Origin of the sequence: Brevibacillus sp. B_LB10_24 (assembly GCF_046036945.1) — a bacterium.
Lineage (GTDB): Bacteria > Bacillota > Bacilli > Brevibacillales > Brevibacillaceae > Brevibacillus_C.
Window position 1 is genome coordinate 48,985 of record NZ_JBJQOQ010000009.1, and the last position, 21,614, is coordinate 70,598.

The 21,614-nt window shown below is 44.8% G+C and carries 14 protein-coding genes, 1 pseudogene and 2 CRISPR repeat arrays; of the genes and pseudogenes, 3 read left to right on the plus strand and 12 right to left on the minus strand.

What is annotated here, in order from left to right; translation table 11 throughout:
• Positions 1–96: 96 nt before the first annotated feature.
• On the plus strand, positions 97–1,599 hold the full coding sequence (gene pdxR / locus ACI7RC_RS10630; protein ID WP_408108216.1) for a MocR-like pyridoxine biosynthesis transcription factor PdxR: 1,503 nt from the start codon (positions 97–99) through the stop codon (positions 1,597–1,599).
• A gap of 34 nt (positions 1,600–1,633) precedes the next feature.
• Positions 1,634–2,827, plus strand: a complete 1,194-nt coding sequence (locus tag ACI7RC_RS10635; RefSeq protein ID WP_408108217.1) for an aminotransferase-like domain-containing protein — start codon at positions 1,634–1,636, stop codon at positions 2,825–2,827.
• A 375-nt stretch (positions 2,828–3,202) separates the two neighbouring features.
• A CRISPR array of direct repeats spans positions 3,203–5,166; the repeat unit is 32 nt; unit sequence ATTTCAATCCACGCATCCGTGTAGGATGCGAC.
• 167 nt (positions 5,167–5,333) lie between these two features.
• Here the strand turns inward: ACI7RC_RS10635 and cas2 are convergent.
• The 9 genes and pseudogenes from cas2 to ACI7RC_RS10680 form a co-directional block, all read right to left on the minus strand.
• On the minus strand, positions 5,334–5,624 hold the full coding sequence (cas2, locus tag ACI7RC_RS10640) for a CRISPR-associated endonuclease Cas2 (protein ID WP_408108218.1): 291 nt from the start codon (positions 5,622–5,624) through the stop codon (positions 5,334–5,336).
• Between the two features lie 9 nt (positions 5,625–5,633).
• A complete protein-coding gene (cas1c, locus tag ACI7RC_RS10645; RefSeq protein WP_408108219.1) occupies positions 5,634–6,665 on the minus strand; it encodes a type I-C CRISPR-associated endonuclease Cas1c in 1,032 nt (343 codons plus the stop codon).
• Positions 6,662–7,321 (minus strand): CRISPR-associated protein Cas4, encoded by a 660-nt coding sequence (gene cas4 / locus ACI7RC_RS10650; protein WP_408108220.1) that lies wholly within the window; start codon positions 7,319–7,321, stop codon positions 6,662–6,664. The genes cas1c and cas4 overlap by 4 nt, the downstream gene beginning before the upstream one ends.
• Positions 7,311–8,177, minus strand: coding sequence for a type I-C CRISPR-associated protein Cas7/Csd2 (cas7c, locus tag ACI7RC_RS10655; RefSeq protein ID WP_408108221.1), 867 nt, complete (start codon positions 8,175–8,177; stop codon positions 7,311–7,313). Before cas7c ends, cas4 begins: the two co-directional genes overlap by 11 nt.
• Before the next feature lie 5 nt (positions 8,178–8,182).
• Complete coding sequence (gene cas8c / locus ACI7RC_RS10660; RefSeq protein WP_408108222.1) at positions 8,183–10,075, minus strand: type I-C CRISPR-associated protein Cas8c/Csd1; 1,893 nt, start codon at positions 10,073–10,075, stop codon at positions 8,183–8,185.
• Positions 10,072–10,791 (minus strand): type I-C CRISPR-associated protein Cas5c, encoded by a 720-nt coding sequence (gene cas5c, locus ACI7RC_RS10665; protein WP_408108223.1) that lies wholly within the window; start codon positions 10,789–10,791, stop codon positions 10,072–10,074. Before cas5c ends, cas8c begins: the two co-directional genes overlap by 4 nt.
• 58 nt (positions 10,792–10,849) lie before the next feature.
• Positions 10,850–13,279: a CRISPR-associated helicase Cas3' gene (gene cas3 / locus ACI7RC_RS10670; RefSeq protein ID WP_408108224.1), complete on the minus strand. Its 2,430-nt coding sequence runs from the start codon at positions 13,277–13,279 to the stop codon at positions 10,850–10,852.
• A gap of 364 nt (positions 13,280–13,643) precedes the next feature.
• A CRISPR array of direct repeats spans positions 13,644–16,411; the repeat unit is 32 nt; unit sequence ATTTCAATCCACGCATCCGTGTAGGATGCGAC.
• A gap of 948 nt (positions 16,412–17,359) precedes the next feature.
• Positions 17,360–18,412 carry a zinc-dependent alcohol dehydrogenase family protein gene (locus tag ACI7RC_RS10675; protein ID WP_408108225.1) on the minus strand — a complete coding sequence of 351 codons (1,053 nt, stop codon included), beginning with the start codon at positions 18,410–18,412 and terminating at the stop codon, positions 17,360–17,362.
• A gap of 31 nt (positions 18,413–18,443) precedes the next feature.
• Positions 18,444–18,530: pseudogene (locus ACI7RC_RS10680) on the minus strand (hypothetical protein); the annotation flags it as partial.
• Between the two features lie 59 nt (positions 18,531–18,589).
• Between ACI7RC_RS10680 and ACI7RC_RS10685 the strand changes: the two are divergent.
• On the plus strand, positions 18,590–19,558 hold the full coding sequence (locus ACI7RC_RS10685) for a sigma-54 interaction domain-containing protein (protein ID WP_408108226.1): 969 nt from the start codon (positions 18,590–18,592) through the stop codon (positions 19,556–19,558).
• Between the two features lie 312 nt (positions 19,559–19,870).
• Here the strand turns inward: ACI7RC_RS10685 and ACI7RC_RS10690 are convergent, their stop codons facing one another.
• The 3 genes from ACI7RC_RS10690 to ACI7RC_RS10700 all read right to left on the minus strand — a co-directional run bounded on the left by ACI7RC_RS10690 (position 19,871) and on the right by ACI7RC_RS10700 (position 21,508).
• Positions 19,871–20,356, minus strand: coding sequence for a hypothetical protein (locus ACI7RC_RS10690; RefSeq protein WP_408108227.1), 486 nt, complete (start codon positions 20,354–20,356; stop codon positions 19,871–19,873).
• Positions 20,357–20,372: 16 nt separating this feature from the next.
• Positions 20,373–20,621, minus strand: a complete 249-nt coding sequence (locus tag ACI7RC_RS10695) for a hypothetical protein (RefSeq protein WP_408108228.1) — start codon at positions 20,619–20,621, stop codon at positions 20,373–20,375.
• Between the two features lie 617 nt (positions 20,622–21,238).
• Entirely contained in the window at positions 21,239–21,508 is a 270-nt protein-coding gene (locus ACI7RC_RS10700; protein ID WP_408108229.1) for a hypothetical protein, read from the minus strand.
• Positions 21,509–21,614 lie beyond the last annotated feature (106 nt).

Consider the following 21,614-nt stretch of genomic DNA (forward strand, 5'->3'; position numbering starts at 1 on the left):
CAATGGATAGATCCAATTGGTTATTTCAAAATGAAAAGAGCGTGTTATCATGATAATAATATTTTTTAGATAGGCGGTAAAACGGGGAGGGTAGCTATGCGTGTAACGATCAATAAGAACATCTCATTGCCCATATACATCCAGATCATCAATAGCATCAAAGAACAGATTCTTTCCGGGCTGCTTCCTCCCGGATTTGTGCTCCCTCCGGAACGAAAGCTGGCTGCCTCCAACGGTGTCAGCCGGAGTACGGTTATCAAGGCTTATGATGAATTAAAAGCCTTGGGGTTGGTCGAGTCGCACAGAGGAAAAGGGACCGTTGTCACAGAAAAAATCGAGCCTCATCCGCCAAGCAAAAAACAACAGGTATTTCCTTTGTCCTGGCATCCTTTATTCGATAAAAAGCTGGGTAATGTAAATGATACCATCAGTGATCTGATGAACGCGGGAAGCAGGCAAGACGCTGTTTCATTTGATGCCGGCATATGCGATCCAAGACTTTATCCGCTGCATCAGCTGCAAGCCATCCTGAAAGAATATCCGCTACAGAGCGAAATGCTTGGCCTATGTGCTGTGGAAGGCTATTACCCGCTCAGAGAGGAGCTTTCCCGTCTCATGGAGGAGCGAAGTCTCTCCGTATCTCCACATGAAGTGATGCTTCTCTCCGGATCGATGCAGGGAATTGACTTTGCCGCCCACACCTTTCTTTCTCCGGGAGATGCCGTCATTGTTGAGGAGCCGACCTTTCTGCAAGCCATTCAGCGTTTCCGGGCGGCTGGGGCCAAGATTATCGGCATTCCGCTTGACCGTGAAGGCATCCGTACCGATGTGCTGGAGGCACAGCTTGCGCGATACAAGCCTAAATTCATCTATACGATCCCGACCTTCCATAATCCCACAGGTGTCGTGATGAGCATGAGGCGCAGGAAGGAATTGCTGGACCTAGCCCACAAGTATCAAGTCCCTATTCTGGAAGACGATCCTTACGGTGAGATTCATTTTACCAAGCACAAATATCCTCCGCTGAAGGCACTCGATCAACATGGATACGTGATCTACATAAGCACGTTTTCGAAGGTGCTGTTCACGGGGTTCCGCGCAGGCTGGGTCATCGCACCAGAACCTGTGATGAAAAAATTCGTCATCTTGAAGCAGATAACCGATCTTCACGTGAACACACCGGGGCAGTTTATACTGAGCCGTTTCCTTCGGGAAGGATATTATGAAGATCATCTGCATCAACAGGTAACTGCGTTTCAACAAAAGAGGGATCTCACGGTATCCGCCCTGCACAAGGCAGAAGGTCTCCTCACTTTTGATGTACCGGACGGCGGGATTTATATTTGGTGTAAATTTCCGGAAAACATCCCGCAAAGGGCACTCCTCTCTCTTTGTGCAGCAAAAGGAGTAAACTACCTGCCAGGCAATCTGTTCTATCCGCAAGAAAGCGACGGAGAACATTTTTTGAGGCTGAACTATTCGTATGAAATACCGGATCGGATTGAAAAAGGAATCTCTCTCCTGCTGGAAGCTGTTGGAGAGTTGAATAGTCGGAATAAATCGCCAAATGTAAAAAGAGAATATAACCCAATTATTTAGCACCTGACGAAAGATAAAATGGAGGATGATGAGAATGCTGGAACAAAAATTTTCAAAGCGCTCGAAATACGCAACCGCTTCGCAAACCCGCGAAATCCTGAAAGTAACGGAGAAGCCGGAGATCATCTCTTTTGCCGGCGGTCTTCCCGCGCCCGAGTTGTTTCCGGTGGAAGAGATCAAAGCCGCTTGTGAAGCCGTATTACATGAAACCGGTGCACAAGCTTTGCAATACAGCACGACCGAAGGCTTCCCCCCTCTCCGGCTGGCAATCGCAGACCGGTTGAAAAAGATCGGGATCAATACGACCGCAGAGAACCTCCTGATAACCGGGGGATCGCAGCAAGGACTTGATTTGACGGGCAAGCTGTTTCTCGATGACGGCGATACGGTCATCTGCGAGAGCCCGACGTATCTTGCCGCCATTCAGGCATTTAAGATATACAATGCGAACTTTGTGGAAGTTCCCATGGACGAAGACGGCATGATCATGGAAGAGCTGGAAAAGGTGCTGCAGGAACATCCCCAGGCAAAATTCATCTACACCATTCCCGATTTTCAAAATCCAACAGGCCGAACCATGAACCTGGAAAGACGAAAAAAAATCATGGAGCTTGCAAACCGGTACAATACGATCATCGTAGAGGACAATCCGTATGGTGCCGTTCGCTTTGCCGGAGAAGCCCTGCCTCCCATTAAATCCTTTGATCATGAAGGCCGCGTGATTTACCTTAGCACGTTTTCGAAGATTTTTGCGCCGGGACTCCGCCTTGGCTGGATCTGCGCGAACCAGGCGTTCATGGAGAAATTTGTGGCATTCAAACAAGCCTCTGACTTGCATACCGACATCTTCGCCCAGAGGGTTACGGCGAAGTATATGGAGCTCTTTGACCTCGATGCCCATATTGAAAAGATCAAAGCTGTCTATCTTGGCAGGCGCGAGAAAATGATCGCGTGCATTCAAGAATTTTTCCCCAAACAGACCAAGTACAGCGCTCCCGAAGGCGGCCTGTTCATTTGGGTCGAGCTGCCGGAAAATATCGATACAAAAGAAATTTTTGCAGAGTGTTTAGAAAATCAAGTAGCCTTTGTGCCGGGAGAATCCTTCTTTCCAACGATTGCAAAGAAAAACACATTCAGGCTCAACTACTCGAACATGCCTGAGGATCGTATTGTTGAAGGGATGAGACGGTTAGGGGAGGTTTTGGGACGGGTAGCGGTTGAAGCGTGATAAGAGAGAATGCTTTATTTCCAGATATGGAAGACCCGTCTTTAAGTGCTTAGGGGTAGCGGCTTCCCGTTAACTTAGTCGGATATTTTACCGGCCATGCTTCCTTGCTCATTTCAAAATGGCCATGCTTACAGCCTTGGCCATTTTGTTTGTTTACTGCATGTTTTGTACCGTTTTATTAATCACAAAAAAATTCCACCTGCCCGTCATCGTTATAGGCAAGAGTAGTTACTAATATTGGCTTGGCTGACGGGTACCCAATATTTTATATTTTATGATTTTCGTTTGATACGACGTCCGTTGCAATCTGATTCTCAGGATCATCCTTTAAAATATCTTTAGCCAAGGGTATATGAGCATTTACGGCCCCAATCTATTTCAATCCACGCATTCGTGTAGGATGCGACTTTTTTTGTGCCCATTTTTGCCAATCACGACATACATTTCAATCCACGCATCCGTGTAGGATGCGACCAACATCACTCTTACAATTGTGTATGAAAGTAAGATTTCAATCCACGCATCCGTGTAGGATGCGACCTTCCCGCCCGATCAGTCTACGTCTGCGCTCCAGAAATTTCAATCCACGCATCCGTGTAGGATGCGACGGTGTACTCCCTACATCAAACGATTCGACTCAGCATTTCAATCCACGCATCCGTGTAGGATGCGACCCGATTCTCCATCTGCAAGTTATCCAGATAGCTATATTTCAATCCACGCATCCGTGTAGGATGCGACATTGTCACACAATTTTACCCAACGGGACAAACGACATTTCAATCCACGCATCCGTGTAGGATGCGACGCAGAACTGGCTGCCGATGGTCGAGAGAGTATCATATTTCAATCCACGCATCCGTGTAGGATGCGACTGACTACGACTACAAGCTACCTGCGGGACACACAATTTCAATCCACGCATCCGTGTAGGATGCGACTTATTGACTCGGGGATTGATTCCCGATCGTTTAATATTTCAATCCACGCATCCGTGTAGGATGCGACCATATGGTCCATTGTGTTCGGTGTGGCCCACAATATTTCAATCCACGCATCCGTGTAGGATGCGACTTTATTACATTAGGCGCGTTAGGCGTATTAGAGAGATTTCAATCCACGCATCCGTGTAGGATGCGACATTTTACGAAAGGAGACTTTGTTGTCTTTAAAGTATTTCAATCCACGCATCCGTGTAGGATGCGACCTATTTTCAATGTTCCTGTGAACTCAGTTAGGTATTTCAATCCACGCATCCGTGTAGGATGCGACTTTGACTGAAAATAGAATTGATCGTCTAGTCATGATTTCAATCCACGCATCCGTGTAGGATGCGACGTAAATGTCACTTGGAGATAGGGTTTCAAAGAGCGATTTCAATCCACGCATCCGTGTAGGATGCGACGTGGACTATCGAACATTAAAGGTCACAGTAATAATGATTTCAATCCACGCATCCGTGTAGGATGCGACGAATGGATTTGCCAGCTTTGGTACAAAGATGAGATTTCAATCCACGCATCCGTGTAGGATGCGACAGGTGGCTTTACGGGAGCCGGAAACTCTATTAGCATTTCAATCCACGCATCCGTGTAGGATGCGACCATGAAATTCGGCATGAGGAAGCCGAGTCTAAAATTTCAATCCACGCATCCGTGTAGGATGCGACTAAACCCACACTTTGAAGATTTCCTTTTCGACTGATTTCAATCCACGCATCCGTGTAGGATGCGACGCTGAATTAGCGGAAAAGTACGGTGTTACATTCTGATTTCAATCCACGCATCCGTGTAGGATGCGACTCGATTCTCTTCGCTGCATATCCACCTGTTGGAATTTCAATCCACGCATCCGTGTAGGATGCGACACCTAGCCGGTGGGTAATACCGAACTCAGTAGCGAAATTTCAATCCACGCATCCGTGTAGGATGCGACCTGGATACGGACAAGATTCTTTTCGGCGAGTTTTCATTTCAATCCACGCATCCGTGTAGGATGCGACCTTTTATTTGCATGACTTCCTCGATATCTGACACTAATTTCAATCCACGCATCCGTGTAGGATGCGACGTCCCGCTGGCGCGGTTTAGGTGTTTGGCCAGAAAGAATTTCAATCCACGCATCCGTGTAGGATGCGACTCCAACTCAAAGACGATCTTGTCCTCAAAACGGGTATTTCAATCCACGCATCCGTGTAGGATGCGACAATATCTTCGATTTTAGAAGTAAACAGGGTTTTATATTTCAATCCACGCATCCGTGTAGGATGCGACCACTATGAAACGGGGGACTTTGTTTTAAAGGACGATTTCAATCCACGCATCCGTGTAGGATGCGACTCCGATTTTTCAACAAAACAAAATGAAAAACCGTTTTTTAAATCAAAAATTATCAAGATTAACCTAAATACAGCAATTCATTTTCCATATTTTAACATAACCCATAAAAATAGGTGATTTTTTTGGTGCGAATCTCCCTGAAAATCGATGTTCGCTTTATTTTCGCACTATAAAATTAAAGGACCTTCTAAATCGATAGACTCTTTTATTCCAATATGCTCCACCTTATTCCTATAATGATTCCCGAGCTGATAAAACCGAAGACTATCCTGATTTTGATCGATAACATCCAAAAGCTTCATTTTTAAAACAGCAAATTGAGTTGTATCCACAATGCATTCAAATACAGAATTTTGGACACGCTGACCGTAATCTTGGCATATTTTTGAGACTTTGCGCAACCTCTTTTGTCCTTCGCTATTCATTGTGCTTACATCATATGTGATTAATACTAACATTGACTACACCTACTTCCATAGGAACGGAGGGTACTCATCTAGGTCATTACGCAAATGGCGGGCTAATAATAGGGCTTGAACATGCGGAACCAATCCCCAAGGGATTTTTTCTCCCAGATATGGATGTGTAATCTTCTCTTGTTTCTTATTTTGCCAGGCAGTAAGGAACTTTTTCCTTGCTTCATCCGTCATGATAACAGCGCCATTTTCCTTGCGAAGAAAGTCTGCCGAATTGACAACCTTTTTATTAATTAACGATAAGACAAACCTGTCTGCATAGACACCACGTAATTCTTCCATAACATCTAAAGCCAAGGAGGCACGTCCGGGGCGGTCTCGATGCATAAATCCGATATACGCATCAAGCCCAACCCCTTCCAGTGCAGACGTCATATCATTAGCCAGCAATGTATAGGAAAGGGATAGCATTGCATTCACATTATCCAGCGGGGGTCTGCGAGAACGGGAGTGAAAAAAGAAATCCTCTTTTTGCTGCAATATCATTTGATCAAACAGCTTATTATAGGATAGCGCCGCCTGTCCTTCCAATCCCCTAATCCGTTCCAAATCTTCACATTCCCTGACGGCTGCCATAATAGATGATAGATGTCGGGATGCTTCCTTAAACACTTCCACATCTATACGTAAAGGATAATCCCTAGTCATTCTCTCAATCATCCATTTATGATTGTAAATTTTACCCACAATAAAATTCCGGGCAATTCTTGCCGCCATGACTTCATCTTCTGATACAAGGCATTGCCTTTTTCTCAATACGACGTTGCCCTTGGTAGCCCCTATAACTCTTGCAAGGAACCTGCCATTCATCGTCAGAAAAACGATAGAGATATTCCTTTCGGCACAATACCCCATTAATGCCGGACTAGCTCCGGTATACCCAAAGGCTACAACAGATTCCAAATTATGAAGCGGAAGTCTGCCCAACCGCTCCTGTTCCTTGAGAAGAACAATGTTATCCCCATCCAACGATAAATACACATCCGGTTGTGTGATAAACAGCGTATTCAAAAGTTTTTTCATTCCTTGATTTTCCCTTCGATATAACTTTTTATACTACGTTTATTCATCACTTCCGGCAGACAAATCGATTGAAGAGAGCAACTCCGGCAAAAAGAGCCAGTCTTAACTTTCGGCGTATATCTACGCCGAAAGTAATCATGCATTTCGGAGAAAATCGACTTGACCTTATTTTTCATATCTGCTGTCAGAGGGACCTCGACCCTATGCCTGATCTCATGATAAAACATATACCCGACGTAGATATCACATTGCAGCATTTCTTCCAAACAGATGGCTTGCGCCGTTAACTGCAACAGATCAGCATCGTCCGTCTTTGGTTTTCCTCGTTTGTACTCAACCGGATAAGCGGCATATTTCCCCTCTGCACCGTTAATTTCAACTCCGGTATCATCACGAATAAACTCTACCACATCGCAAATACCCGTAATTTTAAGTTCCTCGGATTTCACAGGCATTCCACGGACGGTAAGCTTATCACCCCGCTTCTCCCTGACAAACGGCTGATCCACCTTCCGATGAAGATATTGCCCCTCTACTGTTTTGACATTCTCTTCCCATTGCTGCTCAACATGAATTAGCGCCCATTGCCGCTTGCAAAATTGGAAATGCTGTATCCCTGATAACATCAGGTAATCGTCGTCATCATTAAAGACCATTTATTACCTCAACCTTTAATCCTTCCAGCTCATATAATTCGATAGAATAATCATCAAAGACTTTTGGTTCTTCCACCTTAGGTTTCACCGTTAATGAGCGATGCACTTTAGCGGAAGAATATTGGCCCAGTTTAGAGGAATGCTCCCACCAGTAAACCTGATGAACCTCCATACTTCCGTCCGGTCTGGCGGCAGAGGCATCATTTTCAAACAACGTGACAAGCGCTTGCTTCAATTTTTCTGCATCTTCGTTTGTAAATCCGGTTTTTTCAGCCAACTGGGTGTTGATACTACCATAAAAAACATAAAGTCCGTAGTCTACCCGATGCTTCATTCCCATCGTATCCGAGCCTCTATCTTTACCTGGCTCAGAATTAACGCTCTTCGTAATCTGCATGCTTGTAATATCAATCGGAGCCACACTGGTTGCCGGGTGAATCGATACGGGACCTCTTATCCCTACCGATACACCATCGCCTTTGTTCCCTGATCCTTTAAAAGCAAAAACTTGACCAAAACTGCGAACATCAAGCCATTCCTGACAGGCAACTCTAGAAAACTCATCGCTTGAAACGGTCTTTGCCTTTAAAATTTTCCCCAGTTCATCATTCGCTTCAGCTCGCTCTCTTAAACTGGTAAACGAGTCTACTTTGCGATCATTGGATTGAACAAAAATCGATTCGCCCATATCTTGCAGTCGGTTTCTTATTTTCCGTTTAATAGCGACATCCGAAATTTCGCCATAGCCGTCATAATTTTGCCTCGGTCGGTTACCATTTAATGGATCCCCATTCGGATTCGCATTTTTAACTGATAAGACAACAGCAAAATCAATTTTATGATCCAAAACTGGCATATGAATCACTCCTCGTTATTAGATGCATCCTCTGCACCTTCATTATTTTCTTTCCTTTGATAAAGTTCATGTCGTTGACTGTAAAAGCCTAATAGGTACTTTCCGGTTAACGGTTTATTATTAAAATCTTCTAATTTAAATTTGGATGCGATCTCATCGATAATTTTGGTTAAGTATGTTGCTTTCGTGCCTAGCCGGGCTTGGTACGGCTGCAAACTCTTTTGAATCGTCATCCAGGTACGTTCCGGATGCATCGAAAAAGAATTCATGTAACGGATCGCGTTGCTGGAACGTGTTTCATCCCCTAATGCTCGTCTTTCCAATACATCCGCAACGGCCAATAAACGGCCAAATAAATAATTGCGATCATCATTTTCCTTATCTAGCGCCAACTGTAATCCCTCCTCCCTATTGATCAAAGCGCACGCAATGCTTAACGTCTTCTCCCATTCCCACTTCTCCATCGAGACGGGATTGGATGCCCGGTGAAAGGCGCTGGTTACGATATCTCGGGGAATCCTGACCTTGTCTACAATACACGGCAGCATTCGCTCCATTAAGCCCTTGACAATCTTGTCGCCAGTCCTCGGTCCATAGGTGGCAAAAGCGATGTCCTTCGTGGCCGGAGCCCCGTAGAATTCAACAAATTCCCCTTGTTCATCTTTTCGATAACGATGAAGCCACGCACAGGAGGTATGCCATTCTTTAAGCCTGTCCAAATAAAGGTTTTTATCCATATTCCGATAGTACAGCACAGCCATGCGTCCGGTTGTCGCCGAGTCAAGGACCAGAATATTCACATTGGACTTGGTGTACAGATCGCTTTTGTAACCATCCAAAGCTTTGGAAAACTGATTCGCAAACTCTTGATTAGTATTGGACTTTCTGACCGCAACGAGGGGCGATGTAGGATCAATGGCAAAGGTATCTTCAGTCGGATCCGGAATATCGAGAGCATCGTTCCCCCATACCAGGAAAACTCTCTGCTCAATGGTCTTCCCTTGACGATGAATCAACCATTTCAACGCATTATGGGCCTTTTGGGATACTTCATAACTGATACTGGCAGCTTCGTTGCTTGTAGTAAAACGGCCTCGAAATGTAAAGCCGCTTGTATCATTTGCCGATATTAGCTTTGCCTTGTCCGCCGCATTTCTGATTTTATTGGCGTGCCTGTCCGTACTTGGCAGCATTCTCCCGGTTACGTAGCAAATGTCTTCACTGCCCAACAGTTCTCGATAGTATTTGACGTAAGAATCATAAACCTCCGTATCTTTCCATACCTCGGTTAGAACTTTGCTGTGTGAAGGCGAATACACATTGAACCTCACAAAGGCGCTTTCCTGTCCACCGGCAACAACGGAAAAAATAAGAGGTCTTTCGCCTTTTCCGTCCCATTTATCGAGTAACCGGTTATGATCATCAACATATAAAATGCGGTTCTCTACTAAATCTTTAATTAATTGCCCCTTCCTTACATATTGATAGATACTTTTTACTTTGGGATGCGCATACGGTGAATTGGCCCAGTTGCCCAATTCTTCAATATAGTACGAAAACGGTTCATCTTCTTTGATCATACCACCATAAGCTGCATAATCCCCGGCAACAGAACTTAGCTTATCGTGAAGCGGATATGGAAACTGATATGCTTTCACACCCGATCTACTGGCCGATTTCTCGGTACACGGAATTAAGGTGCTCGCGTCGCTTTTGTCAATGACGAAAGCCGTATGAAATTCTCCGTCTTCCGTAACCTCCACCTGGATATGGGCATTTTGTGTTGTATGTGAGACAGGCAGGAGCGTATACTCTTGGCCGTTATACTTTTTTTCAATGACCCCAACTCGATCCAGATTGGATTCGTAGGTCTCATAAAGATTCAATAACCAGCTCATGGATTCCCACCCCCTTCCATTTGAGCATACAGCTCGTCCGCTGATTCTACATTGGATTCGTCGAAATGCTTCGGCAGCATATCCGCAATCTTGCGAATCTGTGTGCACTGATCGGGTCTGATAAACTGGATCACGCCATTTCTCATCACCGGATTCCATAAACGCACTTCCATTTGGTTTCTGCCCGTTTCATCCGGATAACTGATGCCATGGACCATATTTCCCAGATGGATGTCGCCGTAGTTATCGTAGAATCCATTTCCTTCTCCAAAGCGACACGGTTCCACATAAGCTTGGCATTCACGCGTACCAAGAAAGATATCCCTACGACCGCCAGCCAGCAGAGAGCGCTTCAAGATATTGTGATGCTTGTGTTCGTTGCGGTCATAAGCCAAGTCGGGACGATTCATGTTGAATTCAAAATAACCCTTCACTTGATAACGAACATCCCTCAGGTAAGTATAATTGGCCAGAGTATTTCCTCCGCCGTACTCAATCGGGCGAACCCCTTTGGATTCCATACGAATGGGATTCATTATGCGAACGGAATCTATTACCATGATGAGTGTTGGTTTCCAGTAAATACTTTCCAATATTCCCTTCAGTGCTTGATATGTGGGGACCTGGTACGATAATTTTTCTCCACCCAGTTTGGTTAATGGATCGGTAAAAAGGGCGTAATCTCCATATACTTCGAATTCAATTGAGTTTCTCATGGTTTCACCTCCTTTCTTTGAATAATCAATCATATCCACTTATTCCTTTGCTGTCATTTCAATAGATACTCAAATCAAACTGACTGTCGTTTTGGATGTCAAGACCAAACTCCTGGCTGTAAGCCCCTTCCTTTAGTACCAGCACCCTTCCGTCGAGACAAGTCGCTAATCCGCCATTTTGTGATAAGAGCTTCAGTTCAAACTCAAACAAATTGATTGTAAATTGCTGTGCCTTGCGCAATAATCGCGTGAGATCCTCAATACTGCGTTCCCCGTTCAATTCGGCAATGATGTTCTTTCCCTCATCCCCATATGGAACGATAACCGCAGTCGTAAGATCGTCGATAACACGGAAATGTTCGGCCGCTGTGCGGTAGCTGTTGGCCAAAAATAAAGGAGGCCGTTCTTGATACTTACTGCAATAGGCTTGATAGTAAGAATTATCAATTTTATTGGCGGACAATAATTCCGTCATTTCTTTTCTTAACTTCGGTATGGGATAATTCAACTCTGATTTATATTTGGTATAAAGCTCTTTAAAATACTTTTCCATCGCTTGTACCGACAGAATATGACCACCATGGCATGTCCGATCCCGTTTCAGATCAATAAGAATCTTTTTCGAGATTTCTTTGCCGAACTTGATTTCTTTTAAATGATTCAGATTTTCCTCTACATGATCAATAACGTATACTTGTTGGATTTCCCGCTCTCCATGCCGGTTGCAGCGTCCTGCTGCCTGCGCAATGGAATCCAGCCCGGCCAGAGAACGAATGACGCATGCAAAGCTCACATCCACCCCTGCTTCGATCAATTGTGTACTGATGCAGATGATCTTGTTTCCCTTCTTCAAATGATCGCGCACTTCTCCTAGAAGATCGTTCCGATGGGCCGCACACATCGATGTGCTCAGGTGATAGACCGGAACGTTGCTCACTTTCGTTTTTAATTGATCGTACAACTTTTTCACAACGGATTTCGTATTTAATATGACGAGAACGCTTTGGACTTCTTCTATTTTCTCCGTTACAAAATCAGATAACTTGTCGTGATCAAAATCTTCACTTGTCGCTCGATCTATAACTTCTACTCGTTTAAAGGCTTCAATAACGTGTTCCAGGTTATCGATCATCTCTGCGTGTGTGCCGATCTCCAGCCTGTTTTCAACGAAATCTAGTGCGGGCTGTGTTGCTGTACACAGTACGATGCTGGAATGGCCGTACATTTGCAAAAAGTTCAATGCTTGATTGAACAAAGAGACACATGACACAGGAACCTTTTGTACTTCGTCAAAGATGATGACGGATTCACATAAATTGTGAAGCCGTCTGATGTTTCTGCTTCCGTTGGCATAAAACACATTTAAAAACTGCACCATCGTTGTAAAGATAATGGGGACATCCCAGTTGTCTTTGGCCAGTTTTAGCTTTTGCTGAACATTGATGAAACCGTCAAAGTTCTCATCGTCATCGTTGATATCGTCAACCACGTTGGAATGATGCTCCAAAATATTGGAGTCGTCCATGAGAATTTTGCGTATTTCTGCCGCGTTCTGCTCAATGATCGTCGTATAAGGTACGACGTAAATGATGTGCTTCTTGTGGTATGTTGCGGCGTGTTTCAGCGCATATCTCAAACTGGCCAAAGTCTTGCCGCCGCCGGTTGGAATGGATAGGGTATAGATGCCTGACGGTTTCTCGGCAAAATGGTCGCATTGTCTGGACATTTCGCTTCTTAATCGTTGAATAGCCGATTGGGTACTGCCCTGTTTTGCAAAAGAGTCAATCTTTTTCATTAGTCTGTCGTAGTATGCGGCAAAGAGTTTATCATGATCTCGTACTGATTCATCTATCTTATTCTCTTCAAATAAACGAGTGTTCGTTCGATCAGCGTCTATTAGTGTGCTGAAAATAAATTTAGTTAAGAACATTAGCTTCGTTTCGGTACTTGCTGAAGATGCTTTCCCCATATATGCTTCTAATTCAGCAGCAGCCTCATCTACATAATGGTGAAAATCCACCTCGCTCATCACATACTTAAAAAACCTGTGCTCTATCAATTCATATTCTTCTAGTACTTTATCCCGTACGCGCTGCAAATAGTTGGATTCTAAATCCGGATTCAGAAAATCTTGGAGATAGGAATGATGAGAGATGATCGCATTTCCCACAATTTCCGCCAATAATCCTTTATGCAGTTTGTCTCTCCCAGAATGGAACAACTTGTAAATGAATTTTCCGCCTGCAGTCGAGTGATCGACGCTTCCGCGCCTTGGCGGAGAATCAGGATTGTTAACTGCATCAAGTATGTATTCTCTAAATTCATTCGTATACTTCCCCATATCGTGAAGCATACCCGCCAGCCCGGCTATATGCTTGACGCCAAGTTTCTCTCCGAAAGATTCGGCGAGTTCTTTTACGCCTAGCAGATGTTCTTCCACGGTTTGGACTTGATGGTCGCTTTCGCGAATGTGAGCAATAAAATTCAATTTCATCTCCTCCCATACACACTGATTCCCTGTACCCATAAGTTGGATACCACAATTATTAACATAGTTCGATAGACTCATTTAAATACCTTCCAAATTACCCAAAATATCGACTGAAACTTCCCGATATCGCAAAAAACAAAAAACACTCCCGGTTCTTGGGGAATGTTAATCAATTCAGCTTTATTATATTGTCTGAGCAATATACCCTTGGTCTATATATTTTTAGAGCAATATATTTTTAATCTTCCTATCCGTTAAGAGTACCCTACCTCGTCTACCACAAACAGTAGGTAGTCTTCAATCTGACTCATCGTTGTAGGATGCGACCAACGAACATCGACCAATACCGGAAATGCACTGGATTTCAATCCACGCATCCGTGTAGGATGCGACGCCAGTATCCCTATGTTGTAGGCACACAGTTGTTATTTCAATCCACGCATCCGTGTAGGATGCGACTTAATGTAAGCAGAAACCAGAGTTAATGTATACACATTTCAATCCACGCATCCGTGTAGGATGCGACTAGCTCATACTTTACAAGACATTGAACAGGAAAATTTCAATCCACGCATCCGTGTAGGATGCGACCAAGACGATCGCCAAAAGCCTGGATGCCATGAAATTTCAATCCACGCATCCGTGTAGGATGCGACGCCCTTTGGGAAATCGGGTAGTTTACCCCTAGCAATTTCAATCCACGCATCCGTGTAGGATGCGACTAACGATGACCGTATAGATCCAGGGAGCAACCACATTTCAATCCACGCATCCGTGTAGGATGCGACCTCCGCCTGTCAGCGCATGCGCACGTTCGCGGAACATTTCAATCCACGCATCCGTGTAGGATGCGACGCGGTAAGCCGCGCAGATCCCGCCCGTCGTAATGGAATTTCAATCCACGCATCCGTGTAGGATGCGACCCAACCATGCGATGACGCGGGCCTCGATGGCGGAATTTCAATCCACGCATCCGTGTAGGATGCGACAATAAAGTAGCTGCCATTGACTTTTTCCATAATTATTTCAATCCACGCATCCGTGTAGGATGCGACGGCAGCGGTACGCCACATTTCCGTAGGCATCAATATTTCAATCCACGCATCCGTGTAGGATGCGACACGAAAAGAACACGGAAGCCATCACCGCTTTAAAAATTTCAATCCACGCATCCGTGTAGGATGCGACGAGCGTTTCACCAAGGTGGAAGACGACCCCGAAACAATTTCAATCCACGCATCCGTGTAGGATGCGACTTTTTACAACTTCAATAAGGTAGCCAACCGCTACTATATTTCAATCCACGCATCCGTGTAGGATGCGACGGGGTTGACCTCACCCCGATTAAAGACAGAGTGACATTTCAATCCACGCATCCGTGTAGGATGCGACCACCGGAAAGATCAGCTTGTGATTCATCTTTTTGGATTTCAATCCACGCATCCGTGTAGGATGCGACGTATTCACCAGACCTTTATTTCCGCCTTTCGGCCAATTTCAATCCACGCATCCGTGTAGGATGCGACATTTCCGTAAGCTCTTATGTTACTGGTATGGCTGTATTTCAATCCACGCATCCGTGTAGGATGCGACGCTATCCGACAGATGATGCCGGTACACACATTTTTATTTCAATCCACGCATCCGTGTAGGATGCGACTCCTGTCATGTTTGACGGAGTACCTATTGAAGGAATTTCAATCCACGCATCCGTGTAGGATGCGACGAGGGAGACAATGAAAGGTTTTGCGAGTGGTATGAATTTCAATCCACGCATCCGTGTAGGATGCGACATCAGTCACATGGCTGTATTTGAGTATCACATCTACATTTCAATCCACGCATCCGTGTAGGATGCGACATCAGTCACATGGCTGTATTTGAGTATCACATCTACATTTCAATCCACGCATCCGTGTAGGATGCGACTTCGTCCAATTCGGCGTTGCTGACTTTATCCGGGATTTCAATCCACGCATCCGTGTAGGATGCGACTAAAAGCTTATCTATATACCTGAACGTTCTCAGGAATTTCAATCCACGCATCCGTGTAGGATGCGACCTAATGGGACATTCATTTGTTTAGCTAGATTCATATTTCAATCCACGCATCCGTGTAGGATGCGACGTGTGGATCTATTTGAAAAGCGGAGCTGTGATTATTTCAATCCACGCATCCGTGTAGGATGCGACTCCAACATCGAAAGAGGAAAATACGCACCATCCTTATTTCAATCCACGCATCCGTGTAGGATGCGACTGAACTCGTACTCGGGATTCTCCAGGTCTTTCTATTTCAATCCACGCATCCGTGTAGGATGCGACCTTATTGTCTGTCCGGCGTCTCTTACATTGAACTGGATTTCAATCCACGCATCCGTGTAGGATGCGACGGGATAGACAATCTTTCCTTTTTCCACGAAAATGGATTTCAATCCACGCATCCGTGTCGGATGCGACGGGATAGACAATCTTTCCTTTTTCCACGAAAATGGATTTCAATCCACGCATCCGTGTCGGATGCGACGGGATAGACAATCTTTCCTTTTTCCACGAAAATGGATTTCAATCCACGCATCCGTGTCGGATGCGACGGGATAGACAATCTTTCCTTTTTCCACGAAAATGGATTTCAATCCACGCATCCGTGTCGGATGCGACGGGATAGACAATCTTTCCTTTTTCCACGAAAATGGATTTCAATCCACGCATCCGTGTCGGATGCGACGGGATAGACAATCTTTCCTTTTTCCACGAAAATGGATTTCAATCCACGCATCCGTGTAGGATGCGACCCAGGTCAGGAAATCCGGCGCGACGAATGACAGCGAATTTCAATCCACGCATCCGTGTAGGATGCGACTTCGCCATCGCATTCGCCATTGTATTCGCCCTTTTATTTCAATCCACGCATCCGTGTAGGATGCGACCTAAACGGTCGTAATCTCCCTGGGACGGTTTACAATTTCAATCCACGCATCCGTGTAGGATGCGACATAGCAAGGTAAAAGCAGTAGCGGAAGCAGAGGGATTTCAATCCACGCATCCGTGTAGGATGCGACTCAAAATCAACTTCAGCCCGACGTGATAGCTTTTAATTTCAATCCACGCATCCGTGTAGGATGCGACTCCGATTTTCCAACAAAACAAGTTAAAAAATCGTTTTTACTATCAAAGAAATACATAAATCCCCTAAGTGATTCAATTTTATTGTTTCTTTTTTCCATTATAATTTATTAAATGGAATTTAATTCGGTGCGAATGTACCTAAGAATCGATGTTCGCTTGGCTTTCGCACCGGAAAATTAAGGGACTACTAAATCGATTTCCTTTTCAGCCTTTCTGTTATCGTGCTTCCATTATACTTTATTTACAACTTTATAGACTACACGTTCATAAGAATTTAGAAGAAACCCCTCTAGCCTTTGCAGTACCAATAACGCACCTATGTAAAGACTTGTATAATACGTTAATATAACGTGGGCGAATCAGTACGCACTTTTTTAATATAAAAAACTTGATTTCTTACCTATTGCTGCCCATTTTTTGTAGTTATGTATGGCAAAGCTAACATGAGAATCAGTAGTACCGTTCTGCCACAAAAAAGCATTATGAAAGCCAAAATAATGTTCAGTCATTCACCGAAGCAACGAAATGTAAACGGAACATCCCTTATGCTTTCGGGGGGATGGTTTCCCACGGAATTAGGGCGGAGAAATTAATCACACGAACGTAACGCCAACTTACACAACTTGTGGACACCAAGGTTACGTATCCCAGACCAAACAAGGATAAATGACCTCATGCCTAGTACACGTACCTATCTAATTCTTAACGTAACCAAATCAGGTATGGAGAAAAATCGGCATCACGTATCTACGGATAAGTAATGAATACAAATATTTTCTCAACAATATCGATTCATACAGCTGCAACTGTAATCGTAATCCTCCTGTCAGTTGCAGTGTAAAAGCAAAAACCTGCCAAATTCTATAGGTGCGTACATATTTATGCCGGACATGCATTATTACCGTTGTGAAAGCCCAGAGGATCATCTCCCCCGGGCTTTCATGCTATTTATTGAAACTTCGTAATAACGTTAAACCCAAACGTCCGGAAGTTGGTCATGTCATCGAGAATTCCCGACACGTCATCGAGGGAAACCTCGCGGGAGACGAGCGATGCCGGATTTAACCTGCCTTGTGCAATCAGGGTGAGCAGGCCGTCGTACGCCGAATGCGGATTGCCGATGCTGCCGACGATCTCAAGCTCCATCGCCGTGATCGCATCGATTGGCAGGCCGACCATTCCGCCTTCTTCTTTTGTGGTCAGGCCGATCTGCACATGTCGTCCGCCCTTGCGCAGGCAGAGCACAGAGTTGAGGATCGTATCGCGAATCCCCAGCGCATCGATGGAGGCATGCGCCCCTCCCTTGGTGATCTCTTTGATGGCTTCCGTGACGTTTTCCTTCCGTGCATTGATGACGGCTGCCGCCCCTTCTTCCTTCGCTTTCTCAAGCTTGTCGTCATCCACATCGACGGCGATGACCATCGCTCCGACGGCATTGCCGACCTGCACAGCAGACAGGCCGACACCGCCGGCACCGTGTACCGCCAGCCAATTTCCCGGCTGCACGTTCCCGCGCAAAACCCCGTGGTAGCCAGTCATGTAGCGGCACCCGATCGCCGCCGCCGTCAGCGCATCCACTTCGTCAGGCAGACGGATCAGGTTGAAATCGCCGTTCGGCACTCGGACGTACTCAGCATAGGCACCATCGTAGCTGAAGCCGAAGATCGCCAGGTTATCGCAGCGGTTGGAATGCCCGCTCATGCAATTGGCGCAATGCGAGCAGCCTTCATGGAAAGGCGTTGTCACGCGATCGCCCACCCGGAAGTTCTTCACGTCCTTGCCGACTGCTTCGATCACTCCGCCCAATTCGTGGCCGGGGATAATCGGCAATTTCGGGCTGAGCCCGATCCACTCCCAGTCTCCCATCCAGGCATGCCAGTCGCTGCGGCACACCCCGCAAGCCTCGACCCGGACGATCACATCTTTCGGTCCTGGCGTCGGATCCGGCACCTCACCGATCCACAGCGGTTTTTGATGTTCATGGATTTGCGCTGCTCTCATGGACAACTCCCCTTTCAAAGTAATCGATTCGTCAATCGAGATTGACCCACACCGCTTTCACTTGTGTATTCAAATCGAGTGCGTACGATCCCATCTCGCGGCCGTAGCCGGACTGCTTGGGCAAAGAACATTACCTCGATATAAATCACATACTTTTCTGTGCCGCCTTCCCCGTATTTGATCTATACGGCACCTGCACTCTACTTCTTTCATGATATTTACGGCAAAGACGAAAAATTACAAGCCGCCATCCGGTTGGCCAAACGGGCCGTAGCGACAGACTACACCGTCATGCTCTCCGGTGAGAGCGGCACGGGAAAAGACATCGTCAGCCAAGCCATCCACCTTTCCAGCATGCACAGCAGCAAGCCTTATGTCGCGATCAACTGCGGTGCAATACCGAAAAGCTTGCTGGAAAGCGAATTGTTTGGCTATGAAGCCGGATCCTTCACCGGGGCGAAGCAGTCGGGACAAGCGGGAAAAATCGAGCAGGCCCACAGAGGCACCCTCTTCCGCGACGAGATTGCCGAAATGCCGCCGGAAATGCAGGTGGCGCTGCTGCGGGTGCTGCAGGACTTCACCGTCACCCGCATCGGCGGCACAAAGCCTATCCAGGTGGATGTGCGAATCATTACGGCTACCCATGTCGATTTGTGGAAAAACGTCCAGGAAGGCAAGTTCCGCGCTGATTTGTTCTACCGCCTGCAAGGCGTCCAAGTCACGCTGCCGCCGCTGCGCGAACGGGAGGATCGGTTGGATCGGTTGGAGCTGGCGAAGCTGTTGTTGCAAGGCATCGAGTCTGAGTTGGATCAAGGCCCGCTTGCGCTTACCCCCTCAGCCAAGCGCTTGATTGAGCGATATCCGTGGCCCGGCAACATCCGTCAACTCACTGCGGCGCTGCGCGAAGAGGCATTTGTGTCGGAGAACAGGATGATTGCTGTCCATAGCTTTCCAGAGTATATTCGCTCAGGCTATCAGCCGATGGGGGAGAGAGATGGCGCTGTTTTACCGAAAATAAATAGCAATGATCTTGTCGACGTGTTTTTGAAAACGGGTGGGAATGTTTCGCAGACGGCTCGTATTTTGGGAATCGGACGAAATACGGTGTATCGGAAGCTGAAGAGGATGATGGGGGATGGAAGATAGAAAAAACCTCCTTTTTACGAAAATGTAAAAAGGAAGTTTTTGTCGATTGAAAACATCATTTTGTAAAAGGAAATTTTCCGTTTTTTGTAAGGAATACGAGGACACCCAACCATCGGAGATTATATCAAATAACTGCTTAATTTTTTCTTGGAGTTATTCATTATCCCCCTTGATATGCCCTGCAAATGATCCACTTGTACTTCTGATATCAGCTTTGTACTTTTTGTGTTCTTTCAACGTCCCTTTTTCTAGAGATAAGCAAATCCAACAATAAATATGGTTCAATCAATCTGTTTGGAGCAAAGGGATGTATCATTTCTTTTCTAGCGAAATCATTTGATTTTCAAATTCAATCCTTAACGATGCACCGGAAGCAAATAGGATTTCATGTGACATTTTAGTATCATCGACATCTAGCAGTTCATCATATCCCCATTCATCAAATCCACGAGTTTTAGAGACATCACTTTCACCACTTTTATAACAAAGTTGAATTTCATTGACATTTAGGTATCTAATCGTCCATTCTTCACGGTGATTAGTTAAGTTGATTTCAACATTTACTGGATATAAATTACCAAAATAGTCATTCAATATAGTTACGCTTACGACTCTAAAACCATGAAAGGTATTTGAACTAAAAAAATCATAAACTTCTTTCGAAAACCGATTCTTATTTAGAGCAAGTCTCGAAAAGTATTCTTCACAATTTTTATCCCATTTTTTACTAGCTTCCTCCCTTTCTTTATCATTTTCACTGTTAAATTGCTCCCAAAGTTCAGCAGTAAAATATCTCAATATTTATTGCTCCTTTCTAAAGAATCACAAATCGTATACGCACACCTAGATTCAACCTAAGGTTAGGGCTAGACTTCTCTACGACTTGGCCTGAGGGTGTTAAAACAGGTACAGATAATCCCATCCTGTAAGCATTAAACTCAGCATAGGAACTGAACCTTAGCCCTGATTCTTCATCATATATACTAAATTTTTGAGAATCATTATAGGCCTTAACTTTACCGTCCCAATCCCAACCAAATTTTTTCTTTATTTCCTTTTTCATATAATTCGGTGGGTCTCCCGGACTGTTTCTATTCTTATCATGAGGAGATCCATCAGTATTTTGTGACCACTCTTGACCTTTAGGACCAAATATATGCACATGATCCTGAGTTCCGGTTCCAATTAGTCCTTTATCAAATCTTACAGACCCCCCCCCTTTACCCCTAAATCAAACCTTCAAGCGCTCCAGGCTGTCAAACGAAAAGCTGGTGTCGATCAGCCAACAATTGCATGTTGCACTTAAGTTTTTACGGTTCCTCTTTCATTGTACACGTACGTAGGAGGTATCACCTATCAATCGTAGAATTGCTTGAAACATCGAAGTAAAAAGGTTTCGTTTCAACTGTTTGAAAAATGCGAAAGACCTTGAAGGAATAGAGTTCCTATCAAGGTCTTCATATAAAGCATTTGTCCAATTTGCTTTTGATTATTTGAAGCAAAACAAGCAGTAAGTAACTTTAATTGGATGAATAGGATTACATAGGGAAGACTAAGAATTTAACCTGTATCTCTAGTATTACAATTTGTTTGCTAAGGGTATTACTGTTTCAAACCCATACCTTATATAAAGATACTAAAATCAAATCAAGCTAACAGTATTTGTAAAAATTTCACTCATTACGGAAAAGGCAACGGCTTTAGGTCTACGTCATCCTTTCTAGCCCACCAGCGTGAGTCAGAGCCATAATAAATATCATACGCCCAAAAATCCTCTAATTCGTGGTAAATAATATGATCTTCACCAACAAACTTTATGCCTCTCCATTTTCGATTGATCCTACCAAGAGCCTCTTCTTCTGAAATCGAAAAAAGATCAATCATCTTTTCTACAATCGTTTTACAGAATCGTTCGGACTCCTGATCAGTAATAAACTCGAAATTCCCCATATATATCCTCTTTTCTTATATCATTTATTATTAATGTTGATAGCTCCTGAGAAACCCTTCCAAAACCATTCAGCCATTCGAATAGATTGAATCGATGATTGGTTAC

Bases quoted from the DNA above. Each gene is read 5' to 3' on its own strand.
- ACI7RC_RS10675 (WP_408108225.1), bottom strand. From the start codon at position 18,412: ATGAGAGCAGCGCAAATCCATGAACATCAAAAACCGCTGTGGATCGGT.
- ACI7RC_RS10700 (WP_408108229.1), bottom strand. From the start codon at position 21,508: ATGGGGAATTTCGAGTTTATTACTGATCAGGAGTCCGAACGATTCTGT.
- cas8c (WP_408108222.1), bottom strand. From the start codon at position 10,075: ATGAGCTGGTTATTGAATCTTTATGAGACCTACGAATCCAATCTGGAT.
- cas2 (WP_408108218.1), bottom strand. From the start codon at position 5,624: ATGTTAGTATTAATCACATATGATGTAAGCACAATGAATAGCGAAGGA.
- cas4 (WP_408108220.1), bottom strand. From the start codon at position 7,321: ATGGTCTTTAATGATGACGACGATTACCTGATGTTATCAGGGATACAG.
- cas1c (WP_408108219.1), bottom strand. From the start codon at position 6,665: ATGAAAAAACTTTTGAATACGCTGTTTATCACACAACCGGATGTGTAT.
- ACI7RC_RS10695 (WP_408108228.1), bottom strand. From the start codon at position 20,621: ATGAAAAAGGAAATAAAGAAAAAATTTGGTTGGGATTGGGACGGTAAA.
- pdxR (WP_408108216.1), top strand. From the start codon at position 97: ATGCGTGTAACGATCAATAAGAACATCTCATTGCCCATATACATCCAG.
- ACI7RC_RS10635 (WP_408108217.1), top strand. From the start codon at position 1,634: ATGCTGGAACAAAAATTTTCAAAGCGCTCGAAATACGCAACCGCTTCG.
- cas7c (WP_408108221.1), bottom strand. From the start codon at position 8,177: ATGCCAGTTTTGGATCATAAAATTGATTTTGCTGTTGTCTTATCAGTT.
- cas5c (WP_408108223.1), bottom strand. From the start codon at position 10,791: ATGAGAAACTCAATTGAATTCGAAGTATATGGAGATTACGCCCTTTTT.